This window comes from Streptomyces sp. NPDC103540, assembly GCF_055584445.1.
This window is the reverse complement of the sequence record NZ_JBVJMA010000008.1, coordinates 179,525-196,068: the sequence shown is the minus strand read 5'-3', so window position 1 is coordinate 196,068 and position 16,544 is coordinate 179,525. Positions and strand designations below refer to the sequence as shown.

The following is a 16,544-nucleotide window of genomic DNA, read 5'->3' as shown; positions in this document are numbered from 1 at the left end:
AGGCTTGTCCCGCACGCTGCCCGCTCACGGCCTGATGGCATGATCGCGGCGTGATCGGACGGTGCCTCGGAACTGCTGAACGCCCCGGAGCCCGGGGGCTGCGCGCTCGTGACCTCGAACTACGAGCACCGGGTACGTGGGCGCTTCGCGCGGACGGACCTGCCTGTCCCGAAGGTCGTCGCGGACGCGGACGGGGACGCGGCTGCCTCGGACGGTGCGAGCAGCACGTGGCCCTCACGTGCGACGGTCGCCTTGTCGTCGCTCACGGCACGTCGATGGGATCGTAGAGGACATCGGTCCTGAGAATCGTCTTCGTGCCCTCGAGAATCGGGGCCGAGTCGTGGAGCGTCCGATGCCAGAAGAGGAGCGCATCGCCCGGTTCGGGGCGGTGGGCGCTCAGGATTTCCTCGGGCTTCGCTGGCCGGGGCCAGTCCGAGAAGTCGCGTTGCGCGAAGGGGAGATCGTTCTGCTCGTCGGCGATGAACCGGGTTTCTCCGCCCACGGCCTCATAGGACAGGTAGACGACGACCGTCAGGAGAGTGCGCCTTCCGTCGGGGGCGAAGTAGGGCGAATCGTAATGCGGGACGAGGAGTCCGCCGCCTTCGTACGTGATGAAACGCATGCGGGGGTTGACGGCCGCAGGCTTCCAGGGCTTTCCGTCCGAATCCGTCGGTTCGTCCGATCCCACCTCAGGAGAAAGGAAAGTCCGCAGCCTGCGATAGAACTCCGCCGCCAGGGTTTCGGATTCAGCCGTGGCCCGGAGATGGCCGACCGGATCTCCGTCCGCGTAGTTGGCGGCATCGCCGTCCAGGCCCACCGGCACGAAGCGCTGCGCAGCCAGTTCGGCCGCGAACACCTGGACTTCGGCCGGAGTGAGGAAATGGCGGATGAGTCTGGCGTCGCAGTTCGGGATCCGCGTCTCGCTCGGGGCCCACGACTCGTCGGCAGATATTCGACTCACCGCTTCTTCGGAGAGTTCGAATGGGTTTACCGGCATTGCAAACATGCTCACTTCTCCACCTTGAGGTCATGGTCGATACCGCCGTGGCCGTGGACCCGCTCACCCGGCACAGCCGCGCGCCGCACCTTGAGGCGAGCGGCGGGACGGCCGGCCACGCGCTCGTGCGCGTCGAATCCGTGGGGGGCCTGGGCCTCGTGACCCCTGGCGTCAACGCCCGCGGGGAGCAGGGACCGCCGAGCGGTTATCGTCATGGTGACGATATTAGGCTGAGGCGAGTCCCCAAAGCAAGCAGGACGCAACCGACTCGACGGACGGCGCGCGGGGCGCCTTCCGCGAGAACGGCCCTTGAGTCGACCCCTGTCCGCTCGACCGGCCCCAACGGGCGCGCGCAGCACTGTTGAACATGTTCAGGATTCTTCTTGAACATGTTCAGAAGATCGGCGTAGGGTGCTGACATGAGCGAGCGCAGCGCCCTGCTTCGGCGCATCCGAACCTGGCTGGCCTTCTTCCTGGTCTGCCTGATCCTCAGCGGCGTCACCGCCTTCCCCCTGGTCACCGAGCTGCACTGGCTCAACTCCCTGGTGGACAACGCCTGGATCCAGCGCGTCTCCGACGGACTCGACCGGGCGGACAGCGAGTACCCCTTCCTCCTCTACGGCACCGACTGGCTGGCCTTCGCGCACTTGGTCATCGCCGTCTTCTTCCTGGGCGTGTACCGGGACCCGGTGCGCAACATCTGGATCGTCGAAGCTGGCATGATCGCCTGCGCCGGCATCATCCCGCTGGCGCTGATCTGCGGACCCATCCGGGGCATCCCGTTCTGGTGGAGCGTCATCGACATGTCGTTCGGCGTGTTCGGGGTGATCCCCCTGCTGATCCTCCGCCGCGGCATCCAGCGCCTGGAAGCACTGCCCGCGCCCTCCGGCGACGCCGAGTCGATTCCCCAGGCCACCGGGTCGAACCGCTCCGACTTGACGTTCTCCCAGGTCACGCAGTGACGAGGTTCGAGAAGCAGCCGGCGCGGGCGACGGGCGCTGTCGCCCGGCAGGAGTCGGCGCTCTGGGCCGACGCGACCGAGGCGGTGCGGGTTGTCGCGTGCCGGCGACGGCGGCACGCGACGACCCGAGTCACTTCCCCGCACGCATCAGCAGGTGCCCCCGGCGAAACCGCTCCCCGTCGCACGGCTCCCGCAGCATCCTGCCGATCTCGGTGAAGCCGGCTTCACCGGCCAGCCCCGCGAGGTCGTCGATCGGCCATCGGTAGGCCGTCGCCACCTTGTGGTCGAACGCCGTGACCGGTTCGCCTTCCGACTCGAAGAAGGCGAGCAGAAGAGTTCCCCCGGGTGCGAGCACCCGACGGAACTCGACGAGGTACGGCGGCACGTCCCGCGGTGAGGCGTGAATGACCGAGTACCAGGACACGATGCCTTGCAACTGGGCGTCGGCCAGGTCCAGGGCGTCCATGGAACCGACCTCGAAACGCAGGTCAGGGTACGTCTCGCGGGCGAGATCGATCATCACCGGCGACAGGTCGATGCCGAAGACGTCCAGTCCCAGATCCCGCAGGTGCGCGGTGACGGGTCCGGGTCCGCATCCCAGCTCGGCGACGGGTCCGAAGCCGGCGGCCCGCACGCTCTCGGCGAACGCGGCGAGCACCGCGCGATCCAGCGGCAGAGTGCGGAGGTCGTCGCGGGGCAAGGCGGCGTAGCGAACGGCGACGGCGTCGTAGGCGTCAGCCGTCGCGCGGTGATTTGAGGAAGGGTCGGTCACAAACGAGGACTCTAGAGTCTTCTGACGCCGGCGGCTGACCATCGGCCAGGTCCGCTGGTGACCATGCGAAGCGAGAGCGGCGCCACAGGTGTTGCGCGCGTGTCTTCGTGGGCGAAGGACAGTGAGCGGGTCGTTCGCCGACGCTCTGACACGCCGCGACTGAGGACCACCCGGAGTCAGGTCCGCGTCGTCCCCTTCGCCTGCGAAGCCGGCCAGGCCGTGCAACAGGACGACGGGTGCCCCCGACCCGCCCCCGTCGCGGCAGGAGACGCGTACGCCATCGCGCACCACGGTGCGCTCGGACCATGTCATGGGTTCTCCCCGGGTGTCCGTCCGCTCAGTGCGTCGTCGCGGCCGGGATCAGCGGTAGGCGGCGAGGAAGGCGCGGACGCCGGCGGTGGCGTAGTGGTCGAGGTCGGCCTCGGTGTGCCGGGGCCCGCCATGGAACATGGCCCTGTTCACGGGGATCCACAGGAGCAGGCCGGAGAAGTGGTTGGCGGCCAGGAGCGGGTCGCCGGTCTTGAGCACTCCCTGGTCGGTGAGGCGTTGGAAGGTGGCCGCCAGGGTCGCCAGGACCCGCTCGAAGCCCTGCTCGTACCAGGCCGCGCCCAGTTCGGGGAAGGCGTCGGCGTTGGCGATGATCAGGCGGCGCAGCTGGATCACCTGGGGCTGGGTGAGGGCGGCCAGGAGCCGGCGGGCGAGGCGGGTCAGGTTCTCGTCCAGGGCGTCGGCGTCCGCGGGGACGTCGGCCACCAGGTCGACCGTGGCGTCGATGCGGTCGGTGGTGGCGAGCACGATCTCGGCGAACAGCTTCTCCTTGTCCGAGAAGTGCTTGTAGACGGTCTGTTTGGATACCGCGGCGAGCTTCGCGATGTCGTCCATGCTCGTCCCCGCATAGCCCTTGTTCAGGAACACGGTGGTCGCCGCGTCCAGGATCGCCTGGTGCTTGCGCGCTGACCGGGTGTCCGTCATCGGCTTCCTCGTCTCTGTTCACTGCGTCGGCTTCTCCGAAGAGAGTACTGGACTGATCAGTACTCGCCCCGTACCGCGCTTCAACGGGGGTATTCGCATGGACGAGGTGTTCTCGGCGGACGGCACGGCCATCGCCTTCGAGCAGCAGGGCTCAGGCCCCGTGGTGGTGCTGGTCGGCGGCGCGTTCATGACCGGCGCCGATTCCGCCGAACTCGCCGGTCTGCTGGCCGAGCACTTCACGGTGATCACGTACGACCGCCGGGGCCGTGGCGCCAGCGGCGACGGTCCGGCGTACGACGTGCAGCGCGAGATCGAGGACCTCGACGCGCTGATCGAGGGTCCTGGCGGCCGGTCGGCCATGGTGTTCGGCATGTCCTCGGGCGCCGTCCTCGCCCTGGAGGCGACCGCTCGCGGCAGTGCCGTATCGCGCCTCGCGCTGTACGAGCCGCCGTTCGTCACCGACGGCAGTCGTCCGCCGCTGCCTTCCGACTACGTGGCACACCTGACGGCGCTCGTGGGCCGCGAGGCGTACGGGGACGCCGTCGCCCACTTCATGACGGCGGCGGTCGGCCTGCCCGACGAGATCGTCGCGGGCATGCGGCAGGCCCCGTTCTGGGCGGGCATGGAAGCCGTCGCCCGCACCCTCCCCTACGACGGCCAGGTCATGGGCGACACCATGTCCGGCCGCCCCCTGCCCCTCGACCGCTGGGCGTCGGTGACCGTGCCCGTCCTGGTCGGCAGCGGAGACGCGGGCGCGCCGCACATGCTGACCGGTGCGCGGGAACTCGCCGCGGCGGGCGACAACTTCACCCTGCGGATCTTCCCCGGCGAGGAGCACGCCATCGACGCGAAGGTCCTGGCCCCGGCCCTCGCCGGCTTCTTCGACGAGGCGCACACCGCATGAGCACGGTCTTCGCGAGCCTGGGCATGTCCCTCGACGGTCTCGTCGCGGGCCCGAACACCGGCGGCCCGGGAAACCCCCTGGGGGACGGCGGCCCGCGCGCCTCCACGAGTGGGTCGAGGAGGCCGAGACCTGGCGGGAGCGCCGGAGCATGGCCGGCGGCACCGGAACGGTCAAGGCTGCGGCTCCTTCGACAAGAGAGCGGTGGTCCCGTCTGACGGCGGGACCGCTCGGTGGTGCTCGATTCGCGAACGTCACACTGCGCTCGGCAGTGCTACACCAGACCGGCGACGGCCCCGCGCCGGGGGGCTATCCCCCCTTCCGATCTTGGGGTGCGCCGGATCGCGCCCCGGTAGGGGGCGAAACCAGCGTCCAGCCATGACTTCGACTCTGCGAAAGCACCTGGTCATGGCACTCGGTGTCGTTGCGCTGCTGACCGCCGAGGTGGTCCCCGCCATCGCTCGGCCCGCCGGTCACTCCCCTGCGGAGCGGTTACGCCGGGACACCGAGGCGATCCACGCCCTCGGTGTGAGCGGTGTGCAGGCCCGCGTGATCAGGCCCGCGTGATCGCGCCGGAAGGGCTTCCTCGCGCACGTCACCGAGCCGCGGACGGCCGAGCTGCGCGTCGACGTCGTCGAGCGGATCGTCGTCCCCGTCACCGCCCTGCCCGGCTCGGCCCGGAAGAAGGCGAGCCGCCCACGGAGATGTTCGCCCTGGAGGCCCTCGGGAGGGTCCTGGTGACCTCCCTGCGGATGTGGGCGCAGACCGGTCCGGATACGGCGGAGGGCATCGCCCAGGTCCTGCGCCGGCCGGAGGCGGTGGGAGTGGGCCAGGCCCTCGCCGCCAACCCCGCACCGTCTGGAGCACGCCCGGTGCCCTCTCCATCGTGTGGTCCGCGTCAGGACGGCGGTGAGCCTCCGCCGACTTGAAGTCGCGGTTCAAAGGGCTGGTGCGACCGATGCTCCACATGTTCACGCTGGTCATGGACGGGAGTCCGCGAGGAAGATCATCTGTCAGCGGTTGATTTCGATGTTCGTCAGGACGAGCGGAGCACGCAGGAGGCGGGGTGGCGCGGGCGGGGTCGGAGTCGGTGCGGAGCTTGCTGAGGATCCGCCGGTTCTCGGGATCGGCGAAGTCGTGCTTGACCGGTGTCCGTGCGATCGCGAGGACGCGGCCTGCTTCCTTCCGGTCCGGGGTGAGGTGGTGAGTGCGGCCGGCCGGCCGGGGTAGACGGCTGACCGGCCCGCCCATCGGCGCGGCCAGGACCCAGGAGAGGACACGATCAGCGTGAGCGACGCCGAGCACCGGAAGCAGACCCCCGACGGAGCGGCCGAACTCCTGGTTCGCTGCCTGGAGAACGAGGGCGTCGAGGTGGTGTTCGGCGTACCCGGCGAGGAGAACATCCGTTTCACCAACGCCCTCGCCCGCTCGGAGAAGATCCGCTACGTCCTCACCCGGCACGAGCAGGCCGCGTCCTTCATGGCGGAGATGTACGGCCGGCTCACCGGCTCGGCGGGGGTGATGTCCGCGACGCTGGGGCCCGGCGCGATCAACCTGATGCTGGGCGTCGCCGACGCCATGACGAACAGCACGCCCGTCGTCGCGATCACCGCGCAGGTCGGCAAGGAGCGCAACTACAAGGAGTCCCACCAGTTCGTGGACCTGGTGAGCATGTTCGCCCCGGTCACGAAGTGGTCGGCGGAGGTCCCGGCCACCCGGGCCGTCCCCGAGATGGTGCGGCGCGCGTTCAAGACCGCGGAGTCCGAACGGCCCGGCGCCGTCTACCTCGCCGTGCCCGAGGACGTCGACGCGGCGACGGACGGCTCGGACCTGCGCCCGCTGCGCAGGGACGTCGTGCGGCCCGAGGCGCCGTCCCCGAAGCAGATCGAGCGAGCGGTGGAGCTGCTGCGGGAGGCCCGTCGGCCGGTGATCCTCGCCGGACACGGCGCGGCGCGCGGCGGCGCCGCGGAGTCGCTGACGGCGTTCGCCACCGCGCTCGACGTGTCGACGGCGACCACCTTCCACGGCAAGGGCGTCCTGCCGGACGACCACCCGTGCGCGACCGGCACGTTCGGCTTCATGCGGCGCGACTACACCAACTTCGGGTTCGAGGAGGCCGACGTCGTCATCGCCGTCGGCTACGAGCTGCAGGAGTTCGACCCGTCCCGGATCAACCCGGACGGCGACAAGAAGATCGTCCACATCCACCGCGTCCCGGCGGAGGTGGACGACAGCTACTCGGTCGACGTCGGCATCATCGGCGACATCTCCGCCTCCCTCGACGCCCTCGCCACCGCACTCGACGGCCTGCGCTGGACCGTCGACGACGAGGACACCACGGCCACCCGCGCGCTGTTGGCCAAGGAACTCGAGCAGGGCGCCGCGGACGAGCGGTACCCGCTAGCCCCGCAGCGCGTCGTCGCCGACACCCGCGCCGCGCTCGGTCGCGACGACATCGTGCTGGTCGACACCGGCGCGCTGAAGATGTGGATGGCCCGGCTCTACCCGACGTACGCGCCGAACACCTGCCTCATCTCCAACGGCTTGTCCACCATGGGCTTCTCGCTGCCCGGCGCGCTCGCGGTTCAGCTCGCCAGGCCGCGGACGAAGGTGCTGGCGGCGGTCGGCGACGGCTCGTTCCTCATGCACTCCCAGGAGATCGAGACGGCGGTCCGCGAGAACATTCCGCTGACCGTGCTGATCTGGGAGGACAACGGCTACGGGCTCATCAGGTGGAAGATGGACCTGGAGGTCGGGGAAAGCTCCAACACCGACTTCGCCAACCCGGACATCGTCCAGTACGCCCGCAGCTTCGGCGCGAAGGGCTACCACATCGAGTCCGCCGGGGACCTGCTGCCGACGCTCCGTGAGGCACTGGCGGACCCGGGCGTGTCGATCATCAACTGCCCGGTGGACTACGCCGAGAACATGAACCTCATCGAGCGCCTCGGGCACCTCGACTCGGCGCTGTGACCCGCCCGCGGCGCGGCCCGCCCCCCGTACTGGCCGCGCGGCGGCCCTCCCGCAGGGGCGGTGCCCTCGGGTCGCGGGCACCGCGTGGCATTTCCGCGACTCGGGGTAGACGGTCACCGTGAGGTTCGGCCAGTCGAGGAAAGGAACGATCGTGACGCGTGCTCGGAGGATAGGTGCGGCGGCCGCCACGGGGTTGGCGCTGGTGGCCGCCCGCGACCTCGTGCAGAAGAAGCACGCGCTGCTGAGGAACTTCCCGCTGGTGGGACACGCCAGGTACGTGCTGGAGACGATCGGCCCCGAGCTACGGCAGTACATCGTGACGTCCAACGACGAGGAGCGTCCCTTCAGCCGTGACCAGCGCAGCTGGATCTACGCGTCGGCGAAGGGGGAGAACAACTACTTCGGGTTCGGCACCGACAACGACGTCGAGCACGTGCAGGGTCACGCATACGTGAAGCAGCGTACGTTCGCCGGTGCGCTGCCCGATCCGAGCGACCCGCAAGCGGCGTTGCCCTCGGCCAAGGTGCTCGGCGGACCACGCGGCCGCGCGAAGGCGTTCCGCCCGGCGAGCGTCGTCAACATCTCGGCGATGAGCTTCGGCTCGCTGTCCGGCGCGGCCGTCACGGCGCTCAACAAGGGCGCGGCGCTGGCCGGGACGATGCAGAACACCGGCGAGGGCGGCCTGTCGCCCTACCACCTCAACGGCGGGGACCTCGTCCTCCAGATCGGTACGTCGTACTTCGGCTGCCGCGACGAGGACGGGACGTTCAACCTCGACAAGCTCAAGTCACTGGTCGCGGGCGCGCCCGTCAAGGCGATCGAGATCAAGCTCTCCCAGGGCGCGAAGCCGGGGCTCGGCGGCATGCTGCCGGGCGCGAAGGTGACCGACGAGATCGCCGGGATCCGCGGCATTCCCGCGGGCGAGGACTGCGCTTCGCCGTCACGACACACCGCGTTCCACGACGTGGACTCGATGCTCGACTTCGTGGAACTGTTGGCCGCGGAGACCGGATTGCCGGTCGGGATCAAGAGCGCCATCGGGGAGATGGACTTTTGGGAGGAACTCGCCACGCTGATGGAGCGGGGTGAGCGAGGGGTCGACTTCGTGACCGTCGACGGTGGCGAGGGCGGCACCGGGGCGGCTCCCCTGATCTTCGCCGACTCGGTGTCCCTGCCGTTCCGCGTGGGCTTCTCCCGCGTCTACGGCGTGTTCGCCGAGCGGGGCCTGACCGACGACATCACCTTCATCGGCTCCGGCAAGCTCGGCCTGCCCGAGAACGCCGTCGTCGCGTTCGCCCTCGGCGTCGACATGATCAACGTGGGCCGCGAGGCAATGCTGTCCATCGGCTGCATCCAGGCCCAGAAGTGCCACACCGACAAGTGCCCCACCGGCATCGCCACCCAGAACCCGTGGCTGGCGCGCGGCATCGACGCGCCCTCGAAGGGCGTCCGGGCCGCGATGTACCTGCGCACCCTGCGCAGGGAGTTGCTGAGGGTCTCGGGCGCCGTCGGTGTCCCCCACCCGTCGCTCATCACCCCCACCGACATAGACATCCTGAACGGCGACTACGACGCCCGCACCCTGGGGAGTGTGTACGGCTACAAGGATGGCTGGGGCTCGCTCGGGCCGGAGCTCGCCCGTGAGATCGCCGAACTGCTCACCACCTGAGCCGGCGACCACTCGGCCACCTTCCCGGGACGGTGCTCGGACGTCGCGGCGCGCGGCGGCGTTGCCGATGCGGTTCTGCCGGAACCGGGCTGTGCCCGCACCGCGTCGGTGCGGGCCCGGGACGGGCTCGCACGAGGCGCGCCCGTGGGGCGCGGTCCGGACCTGGTCTGACCGGGCGAAACGTGGTGGCGTGGGGGCCTGGGGGCCTGGGGGCGTGTGAGGGTTCGGGCATGGGCAACTCCACGGCGTATGCCGTTTTCCGTACCGACGACGCCGCCATCGCGTACGCGAAGGCCAGGGAGCTGTGCGCGCTGTTGTCGTACCCCGAGGATCTGATCTGGTTCTCCACCGAACTGTTGACCGTGGAGGATGTCCGGCGGCCGGCGGGGTTCCTGCCCGAGGCAAGGTTCAATCACCTGGGCACACGCACCGGGCCCGAGGGCGAGGAGCTCTGGTTCGACCTCGACGTCACGACGGCGGACGATCGCGCGCTGGAGCCGCACCTGCCCCTGGAGATCGTGGCGGAGCACGTTCCGGCGGAGGTGGCGGACCGGTTCGCGGCGGCGCTGGGTCGGGGCGTCGCCTTCATCGAGTGGCATGGCTCGTGGCCGGACGAACCGGAGGCCGGCCGGTACGGGAACCCGAAGTACGACGGGGTCCAGGTCGTCTTCCACGGCGACGAACCGTATCCGGACTCGCGGAGCCATGATCACACCGTCCTCGTCCACCTCAGCAAAGCCGACTGCCTGCCCCGGGCCCGCGACTTGGCCGCCCTGGTCGGCAGCCGGGTCCTCGGCGGGCCGCACACCGGCTGATGACGGAATCCGGTCCAACGAACCGTCTTCCATCACCCGGCCGGCCGCCGTGCCGTGATCGGGGCACCACGGCCGGCGGGTGACGCCGTGCAGGCATGCCGGACGCACCCGAGCTCCCCGCCGACGCCGGAGTACAGCACCGCGTGGTGGGCCACTCCCCGAAGCGGGCCGCCGTACCTCGCGGGCCGGCCGGCCAGGCCGGCCCCACCAACAGCCCGCTCGCACCCGGCTGCTCCCTACCGGCGAACCGCAGACAGCCCAGGACCGCGACCGGCCGCGCCCCGGGCACCGTCAGCCACCCGAGCCCACGGTCGTGCTCCCCTCCAGCGGCCCGGCGAGCACGTCGGCGCCCTCGGGGGTCATCCAGCCGGCGATGCGGTCCTCGCCGGCCGCGTCCCCGGCAAGGTCCAGCGCCACGTCCTCGAACCGGACCGACCGCGGCCCCGTCCTGCGCAGCACCAGCACCCCCGACGGCAGACCGGCGGGAACGGTCGCTTCCCGACAGCGCCGAGCCAGGCCACCACCGTGAGGTCCGGAGCGGGGCTCTGTCTGTCAGCAGCGCTTGGCGAGGAGCTGCATGAACGCGTCTCCCATGACGTCCTTGTACTCGTAGGCCTCGTTGTCCGGCTTGATGCCGGACAGGAACAACGCCCTCACCAGGTCGGGCCCGAAGGTCTTGTACGAGGTGCACATCTCCTTTTGCTCGGATGCGGGCATCTTGTTCCACTGCTGTTCCGCGATGCCGGGGGCGATGGCGCGTGCCAGGGCGGCCTTCAGGGACGGGTCGACCGATGGGGTAGGGGTCGGCGCGGGGGTCGGGCTGTAAACGGGCGTGGGGAACGACGAGGGGGTGGGGGACGACGTCGACGGTCTGGGTGCCGCGGTGGTGTCGGAGTCGCCAGTCAGGGCCCAGGTGGTGAGCGCGGTTCCACCGATGGCCAGGACGGCTGCCGCGACCCCCGTGACAACCTTGGCCGAGGTGGGCCATTTCTTCGGCAGCTGCGGAGGTGCCGGCCATGCGGCAGGGTCAAGGCCTCCGGACTGCGGGTAGCCGTATGCGGGGTGCGGCGGTATCGGTTCCGGGCTGCGCGGAGGTGGAGTGGTCATGAGAATCTTCCGGGCTCAGGGGCACAGATGCCCTGGTGGTAAGGACGAGGCGCCAGACATGGCGTGCCCATGCCGAGATGAAGGCGACGGAACCCCGCCGGGTCCGGATCGCTCCGGGAGCGGGGACCGGGCTGGTCAGCCGAAGCACTCGTCGGCGAACTTCGTGAGTTCCTGCTGCGTGTTCTTGGGGGTGCGGATCGTCCAGCGGTGCGTTCCGAGATCGGAGACGAGGTCTGCGAGGTTCTCCGCAAGGACCGGCGTGGCCCACTTCGTGCGCAGGATGTGGCGGTGGTCGACGTCGTGCTCGAGGTGGTACTCGTACGGGTTCTTCTTGACGCGTCCGATGAGGAACTTGGCCCCGCCTGCGATGCGGGTGTAGAGGTAGTCGCCCTTCTCCACGTGGTCGCGGATGTGGATCAGCTGAGACGCGTACCTGATGGCGGTCGACCGTTCGATGATCTTGCCGGGCTTGTCGAGGTACAGCTGTCCCTCGAAGCGGGCGATGATCTGCGCCTTGGTGAGGCCGGATATGTCACCGCCCTCCTTGAAGGAGAAGACGGCGGCCTTGTACTCATGGAACTTGGGGAGGAAGGCGTCGTCAGACCCTCCCGCGGAGATAAGCCAGACGGTCATGTGCGCCTCTCGCTGCGATGAAGCCCCACCAGGTCCGAAGCGTTCCAGGGCGGGGCTTGGGGGGTGCGGCTCGGGTCAGAACGCGTGCCGGGTGACCTTGGACATCTTGCACTCCACCTTGTCGGAGGACTTGGCTTTCTGTGCAATGCCCTACCCGAGGCCGCCCGCGTTGTCGTCAACGAACTTCCCTCCGGGGCGCGGTTGTTGCGAGCGGACATGATGTCGGCCTTCTTCACGCCGTTCAACAGGAACTCGCCCTCGGCGAAGCAGCTGTACTTCTTGTCAGCGCCGTTGGCGGTCGCGACGGTCACCTTCAGTTCCTTGTTGCCGAAGTAGCCCTTCTCGACCTTGCACTTGGCGATCTGGACGTCCTTGGTGATGTCCGGACGGCCGTCGCCCGCCTTGCCGCCCGCGGCCGACGCGGAAGGGCCGACCTGGGCCAAGTCGAAGTTCTTGTCCAGCTCCTTGGACACGTCGTCAGCGGCTTTCCCGACGAGCGCGGTGCAGCCGCCCACGAGGATCAGGCCAAGGACGATCGGGATGCCGCAGCCGAGAGCGATCTTCTTGCCGGTGCTCATGCCCTGATGCTGCGGAGGCATGGAGGGCCGGCCGTACGGCTGCTGGGGGTAGCCGGGCTGCGGGGGCGTCGACACGCGTTGTCTCCTGCTTGTCCAAGTTGAGCGACGCTCAGCTTAAACAAAATGTCAAAGCGTGCCATCAATGCATACAGCGACGTGATGCAAGTTCGGTGGAACCGCCGGACCGAGGGCTGCCACGACCCCGGAAACGACGATGCCCTGCCCGCTCGGTACCGGGCCTTGGGGGTTGCTGGTCATGGGTTGCGGATTCCGCCAAGAGACGCGCCGTAGCGTGTGAAGCACAGGGATGCCATGGACTGTCTCGGGGCGCACATGCGCGGTGAGCGGCGGGCCGAGGAAGGCGCGTGACGCCGCTTGGCGTGATGGTCCGCGCGAACGGCGACCACCCACGCCTGTTTCGGGCCGCTGCTGCCGACAGGCCGCGTGACCGGGCGTGCGTTCGGGGGGACCGAAGTGTCCCGGCTGCCCCGGCACTCCGACGATGGAGTACCGGGGCAGCCGGGACGTGCGGTGGTGCGGTGGTGCGGTCAGAGGATGCCCAGTTTCTCCTCGATGGCCATGACGATGCCCAGAGTGACGGTGAAGCTGGCGGCGGACCAGCCGACACCGATGAGCGCGCTGCCACCAAGGTGGCGGCTCAGCATGTAGGCGATGGGGGCTGCGACGAGCCCGAAGAGGATGGCGATGATGATCGCCATAATCTTCACCGTCTTCGTCAGGCCCTGTGAGGGCGGGTTGTTGACGGCCATGGGTGGCTGATCCTTTCCGCGGTTCTTCCCGCTCCGGGTGGGGCGGGCAGCCTCGTGAGCGGCATGGGACGAGGCAACAGGACCGGTGAGAGCCGATCGAGAGGAGGAGCGTTCCTGAATTTTCCCGGTCCGCCGGGCGCGACGTTCACGCAGTTCAGCCATGCAAGTAGAGATCGAATGGACAAGATTGTCAGGCGAGTGTGCCGTTCTAGGACCGTGACAGGTGGGATGTACGGGATGCTGGTCCCGTGGCACGGCGGCGAAAGGGGCTGCACGGGTGGGGACTTGGCTCGAAGAGTTGGAAGCGGCGGGCGAGTGGAAGGGCTACCGCAAGGCCCTGCGCACGCTGCAGAAGGAAGGACCGACGTTCGAGGAACTGGCCATCCAGAGCCGTGACGTAGCCAGAGAGACGGCCACAGATCGCGGCTACAGCAAGACCACCTTCAGCAACCTCCTCGACCGCCGACTGCCCGACACCCAGCCTGAATGGCACAAAGTCGAGCTGCTGATCAGGATCTGCCTGAAACACCAACGGTACGAGAACATCACCGAGACCCTGACCCACTGGGCCGATGCCTACCGGCGGTGCGGAGGAGACCCCGGGCCGCGGTTCCCACCCCCGACCCCTGCGGTTCACGCGCCGGTCTCCGATCCGGCCGAGCCGGTCGCCTACGATACGACTCCCGCCACAGTTGGGCACGCGCGCCGCACGGTGGCCGTCGTCTCGATCGCCGCTGCCGTCGTGGTCGGCCTGGCCGCCGCCGTCCTGGGCATTCGCGCGTTCATCCAGGGCGGGGACGGCGGCGGCGAGAGCACGAGCGACAAGCCCCGCGTCCAGTCCCCCGCCGCCTCCGCACCTCCCCAGCCGAGCGCGTCCGCAGCCGACACGGGACCACTACGTCTGAACTCGTCATGGCCGGCATTGAAGGAGTGCGACGGCGCCACATCGGTGGCGATGCCAGCCGGCGGGCCACCACTGGCGGACTTCGTGTCCAGGGGCATCGACTTCCGCTCCAGCATTGACTTCCGCGAGACCGTCACCGCCGAGGGCGGGGCCACCTGGGGCGCCGGCCATCTGTACCTCACCCTGAGCGCCGAGGCAGGCAAGACCGTCATCGTGGAGGACATTCGGCCCTCCACCTCCGTCCCCGCCCGGATCGGACCTCCCGCATGGATCGCCGTGACCCAGGGCGGCTGCGGTGACACTTACGGTCGCGTCTTCGACTACGACCTGGACAATTCAACCTTCGCTGACCAAGGTGTCGTAGGCAAGACGCTTCCCGACGGCGAGAAGGCCAAGGCCAATCCCTTGGGCCCCGGGTTCTCCGTCAGCGCCACTGATCCAGCCATCATCCGCGTAGACGTGAAGGCCTGTAAGGGCAACTACGAATGGGGAGTCCTCGTCGACTACTCCCATGACGGGAACACCTACCGCCGCTTCGTCGGGCCCTTCCGCGCCCTGGGTACTGCGGGCAAGGACACCGTCGCCCACTTCCCTGACCCGCTGACTCAGATCTTCGGTCCCGCGACCAGCCCACCAAAGGAAGCCGTCGGCTGCCCATAAGCCCTACAGCAATCCAGTTCCGAGGTTCGGCGCCCTGTGGGTCTATCAATCGAACGGCTCTGCCTCACGTTCGGTGGTAACGGAGCGTCATCTCGAGTACCCGAAACAGGCGATCTGGAGGAATCGCAGGTCAGTCGGCTAAGAGCTGTCCCGCTAACTGCCGGTCGCGGGCGAGATGATCTTGGTATGGCTGGTGCGATCACAGCGTCAGAGCCGTCTTGGATAGTCCCGATTACCGGGCTGAGCCCGCGCGACTTCGGCAAGCCGGTGACGGTGCTGCGGCGCGAGGGCGCCGACGCGGTCCGCAAGGGCCGGCCGTGGAGCCTGCCACCGGAGGACCGCGCCCTGCTGGTCAACACCTACTGGTGAAACGAACCCGACGATGCGACAGCTCGCTCCGTTGTTCGGGGTCTCGAAGTCGGCGGCGGACCGCACCATCGACCACCTCGGCCCATGCTCGCTCTCCAGCCCCGCAAGAGGTTCGCCAAGGGCACCGCGCTCATCGTGGACGGCACGCTCGTACCCACCCGGGATCACACCGTGGCCGAACACAGTCCAAGAACTACCGCTACTCCACCGCCCACCAGATCGTCATCGACGCGGACACCCGCCTCGTCGTGGTGATCGGCCGACCGCTGGCGGCCAAGCGGCACGACTCCCGCGGTTGGGAGGAATCCGGTGCCAAAGCCGCCGTGGGCAACACCACCACGATCGCGGGCGGCGGCCACCAGGGCACCGGCCTGGTCATCCCGCACCGAAAGGCGAAGGGCCAGGCCGAACTCCCGGGCCGGAAGGAGCAGCACAACCGGCTCCCACAATCAGGTCCGCTCCCGCATGAAGACATGGAAGATCCTCTGCGGCTCCCGCCTCAAAGGCGACGGCGTCCACCACACCATGCTCGGCATCCCACGGATGCACAATCTCACGCTCGCCGGATAGCGACGCTGCCCACGCTACCGCCGCCCGCGCCCGAGACAGCTCTGAGAGCATTTACGAGACAGCCCTCTAGCCAGGTCTTTACTGGTCTTCTGGAATTCGGTGACCGGCAGGATTTCCTGATACCCAGCTGATTGATTCAGACCGCGCCCCTGTGCCGATTCGACAAAACTCCTCAACTGCTGCAGCGACCTCATGGATGGGCAGTGTACTGCGACGGTCGTGAAATGCCAGACTTCCACTGTCGCCCACCACTACGGGGTCAATAGTTGGAGGATTCGGGTTGTCGAATATCCACATTCAAAACTCCTGCTCGATTCGGTGCCCGCCTGAGCAGTGGATGCGAATTCAGCCGGCTTCGATGATGTCGCCGACTGCGCAGACGAAACCCTTCACCAGCGCATGCGGACGTGGTCCGGTTCGACCGGAAGATGCCACGTTCCCATCGCGAGGAAAGATGACCGCCTCGGCGACTTCAACTCCCCTGCGGATGATTTTCACGTGATCTCCGGTACGGAAATCTCCATTGATGGGATCAAAATAAACTGCACCATCCCCCTTGGCAAAGGGGAAAAAATCTGTCACCACGGCCCGGTTCACCCAGCAGTCCTCCATCAGTAAGCCACGCTCCCGCAGCGTAGCAATCTCTGCCTCCAGCTCACCGATTTCCTCTTCGGTGAGGGCATGCTTCTCAGCGTTTTCGAGCCATCCCTCTCTCGCTTCCGGGTAGCACGCCCGGGCCCGGCGCCGGCGTGCCGAAGGCACCGAGTCGGGCACCATTGCCGTCGCGGGCAGCACTCCCCGCCACCGGGCAAGGGCGCCCTCAAGCCGGAACCGACTGCGACCGCCCGGCCCCTGCTCGTGGAAGAACGACAAGGTGCTGCGGCTGTTCAATC

General features: G+C 68.5%; 17 protein-coding genes and 2 pseudogenes. 9 read left to right on the top strand and 10 right to left on the bottom strand.

Annotated features, from left to right (window positions below):
- Positions 1 to 57 precede the first annotated feature (57 nt).
- Positions 58 to 234: pseudogene (locus ACZ6ZI_RS20925) on the top strand (phosphatase); the annotation flags it as partial.
- A gap of 28 nt (positions 235 to 262) precedes the next feature.
- Here the strand turns inward: ACZ6ZI_RS20925 and ACZ6ZI_RS20920 are convergent.
- Together ACZ6ZI_RS20920 and ACZ6ZI_RS20915 are read right to left on the bottom strand one after the other, a co-directional pair.
- Positions 263 to 1,006, bottom strand: coding sequence for a 2OG-Fe(II) oxygenase (locus ACZ6ZI_RS20920; RefSeq protein WP_469523447.1), 744 nt, complete (start codon positions 1,004 to 1,006; stop codon positions 263 to 265).
- A 2-nt stretch (positions 1,007 to 1,008) separates the two neighbouring features.
- Positions 1,009 to 1,212, bottom strand: a complete 204-nt coding sequence (locus ACZ6ZI_RS20915; protein WP_469522932.1) for a hypothetical protein — start codon at positions 1,210 to 1,212, stop codon at positions 1,009 to 1,011.
- 204 nt (positions 1,213 to 1,416) lie between these two features.
- On the opposite strand from ACZ6ZI_RS20915, the gene ACZ6ZI_RS20910 reads away from it, so the two are divergent.
- Complete coding sequence (locus ACZ6ZI_RS20910; protein WP_469522929.1) at positions 1,417 to 1,959, top strand: hypothetical protein; 543 nt, start codon at positions 1,417 to 1,419, stop codon at positions 1,957 to 1,959.
- A 129-nt stretch (positions 1,960 to 2,088) separates the two neighbouring features.
- On the opposite strand, the gene ACZ6ZI_RS20905 is transcribed toward ACZ6ZI_RS20910, so the two are convergent.
- Positions 2,089 to 2,730: a class I SAM-dependent DNA methyltransferase gene (locus ACZ6ZI_RS20905; RefSeq protein WP_469523445.1), complete on the bottom strand. Its 642-nt coding sequence runs from the start codon at positions 2,728 to 2,730 to the stop codon at positions 2,089 to 2,091.
- A 360-nt stretch (positions 2,731 to 3,090) separates the two neighbouring features.
- Positions 3,091 to 3,702, bottom strand: a complete 612-nt coding sequence (locus ACZ6ZI_RS20900) for a TetR/AcrR family transcriptional regulator (RefSeq protein ID WP_469522926.1) — start codon at positions 3,700 to 3,702, stop codon at positions 3,091 to 3,093.
- A gap of 97 nt (positions 3,703 to 3,799) precedes the next feature.
- Between ACZ6ZI_RS20900 and ACZ6ZI_RS20895 the strand changes: the two genes are divergently transcribed.
- The 5 genes from ACZ6ZI_RS20895 to ACZ6ZI_RS20875 all read left to right on the top strand — a co-directional run bounded on the left by ACZ6ZI_RS20895 (position 3,800) and on the right by ACZ6ZI_RS20875 (position 10,060).
- Entirely contained in the window at positions 3,800 to 4,606 is an 807-nt protein-coding gene (locus ACZ6ZI_RS20895) for an alpha/beta fold hydrolase (RefSeq protein WP_469522924.1), read from the top strand.
- Positions 4,607 to 4,981: 375 nt separating this feature from the next.
- Positions 4,982 to 5,170, top strand: a complete 189-nt coding sequence (locus ACZ6ZI_RS20890; protein ID WP_469522920.1) for a hypothetical protein — start codon at positions 4,982 to 4,984, stop codon at positions 5,168 to 5,170.
- 720 nt (positions 5,171 to 5,890) lie between these two features.
- Complete coding sequence (locus ACZ6ZI_RS20885) at positions 5,891 to 7,576, top strand: acetolactate synthase large subunit (RefSeq protein WP_469522917.1); 1,686 nt, start codon at positions 5,891 to 5,893, stop codon at positions 7,574 to 7,576.
- Positions 7,577 to 7,727: 151 nt separating this feature from the next.
- Positions 7,728 to 9,245 carry a glutamate synthase-related protein gene (locus ACZ6ZI_RS20880; RefSeq protein WP_469522914.1) on the top strand — a complete coding sequence of 506 codons (1,518 nt, stop codon included), beginning with the start codon at positions 7,728 to 7,730 and terminating at the stop codon, positions 9,243 to 9,245.
- Between the two features lie 230 nt (positions 9,246 to 9,475).
- Complete coding sequence (locus tag ACZ6ZI_RS20875) at positions 9,476 to 10,060, top strand: hypothetical protein (protein ID WP_469522911.1); 585 nt, start codon at positions 9,476 to 9,478, stop codon at positions 10,058 to 10,060.
- Positions 10,061 to 10,351: 291 nt separating this feature from the next.
- Here the strand turns inward: ACZ6ZI_RS20875 and ACZ6ZI_RS20870 are convergent, their stop codons facing one another.
- From ACZ6ZI_RS20870 to ACZ6ZI_RS20850, 5 genes are all read right to left on the bottom strand, one after another.
- Positions 10,352 to 10,519 carry a hypothetical protein gene (locus ACZ6ZI_RS20870; protein ID WP_469522908.1) on the bottom strand — a complete coding sequence of 56 codons (168 nt, stop codon included), beginning with the start codon at positions 10,517 to 10,519 and terminating at the stop codon, positions 10,352 to 10,354.
- Positions 10,520 to 10,612: 93 nt separating this feature from the next.
- On the bottom strand, positions 10,613 to 10,777 hold the full coding sequence (locus ACZ6ZI_RS20865; RefSeq protein WP_469522906.1) for a hypothetical protein: 165 nt from the start codon (positions 10,775 to 10,777) through the stop codon (positions 10,613 to 10,615).
- A 525-nt stretch (positions 10,778 to 11,302) separates the two neighbouring features.
- Complete coding sequence (locus ACZ6ZI_RS20860) at positions 11,303 to 11,800, bottom strand: hypothetical protein (RefSeq protein ID WP_469522904.1); 498 nt, start codon at positions 11,798 to 11,800, stop codon at positions 11,303 to 11,305.
- Positions 11,797 to 12,378, bottom strand: coding sequence for a hypothetical protein (locus ACZ6ZI_RS20855; protein WP_469522901.1), 582 nt, complete (start codon positions 12,376 to 12,378; stop codon positions 11,797 to 11,799). The genes ACZ6ZI_RS20860 and ACZ6ZI_RS20855 overlap by 4 nt, the downstream gene beginning before the upstream one ends.
- Positions 12,379 to 12,926: 548 nt before the next feature.
- Entirely contained in the window at positions 12,927 to 13,148 is a 222-nt protein-coding gene (locus ACZ6ZI_RS20850) for a hypothetical protein (protein ID WP_469522898.1), read from the bottom strand.
- A 277-nt stretch (positions 13,149 to 13,425) separates the two neighbouring features.
- On the opposite strand from ACZ6ZI_RS20850, the gene ACZ6ZI_RS20845 reads away from it, so the two are divergent.
- Both ACZ6ZI_RS20845 and ACZ6ZI_RS20840 read left to right on the top strand, forming a co-directional pair.
- Entirely contained in the window at positions 13,426 to 14,712 is a 1,287-nt protein-coding gene (locus ACZ6ZI_RS20845; protein ID WP_469522895.1) for a hypothetical protein, read from the top strand.
- A 186-nt stretch (positions 14,713 to 14,898) separates the two neighbouring features.
- Positions 14,899 to 15,651: pseudogene (locus tag ACZ6ZI_RS20840) on the top strand (transposase family protein).
- Between the two features lie 345 nt (positions 15,652 to 15,996).
- On the opposite strand, the gene ACZ6ZI_RS20835 reads toward ACZ6ZI_RS20840, so the two are convergent.
- Positions 15,997 to 16,542, bottom strand: coding sequence for a hypothetical protein (locus tag ACZ6ZI_RS20835; protein WP_469522893.1), 546 nt, complete (start codon positions 16,540 to 16,542; stop codon positions 15,997 to 15,999).
- Between the last annotated feature and the right edge of the window lie 2 nt (positions 16,543 to 16,544).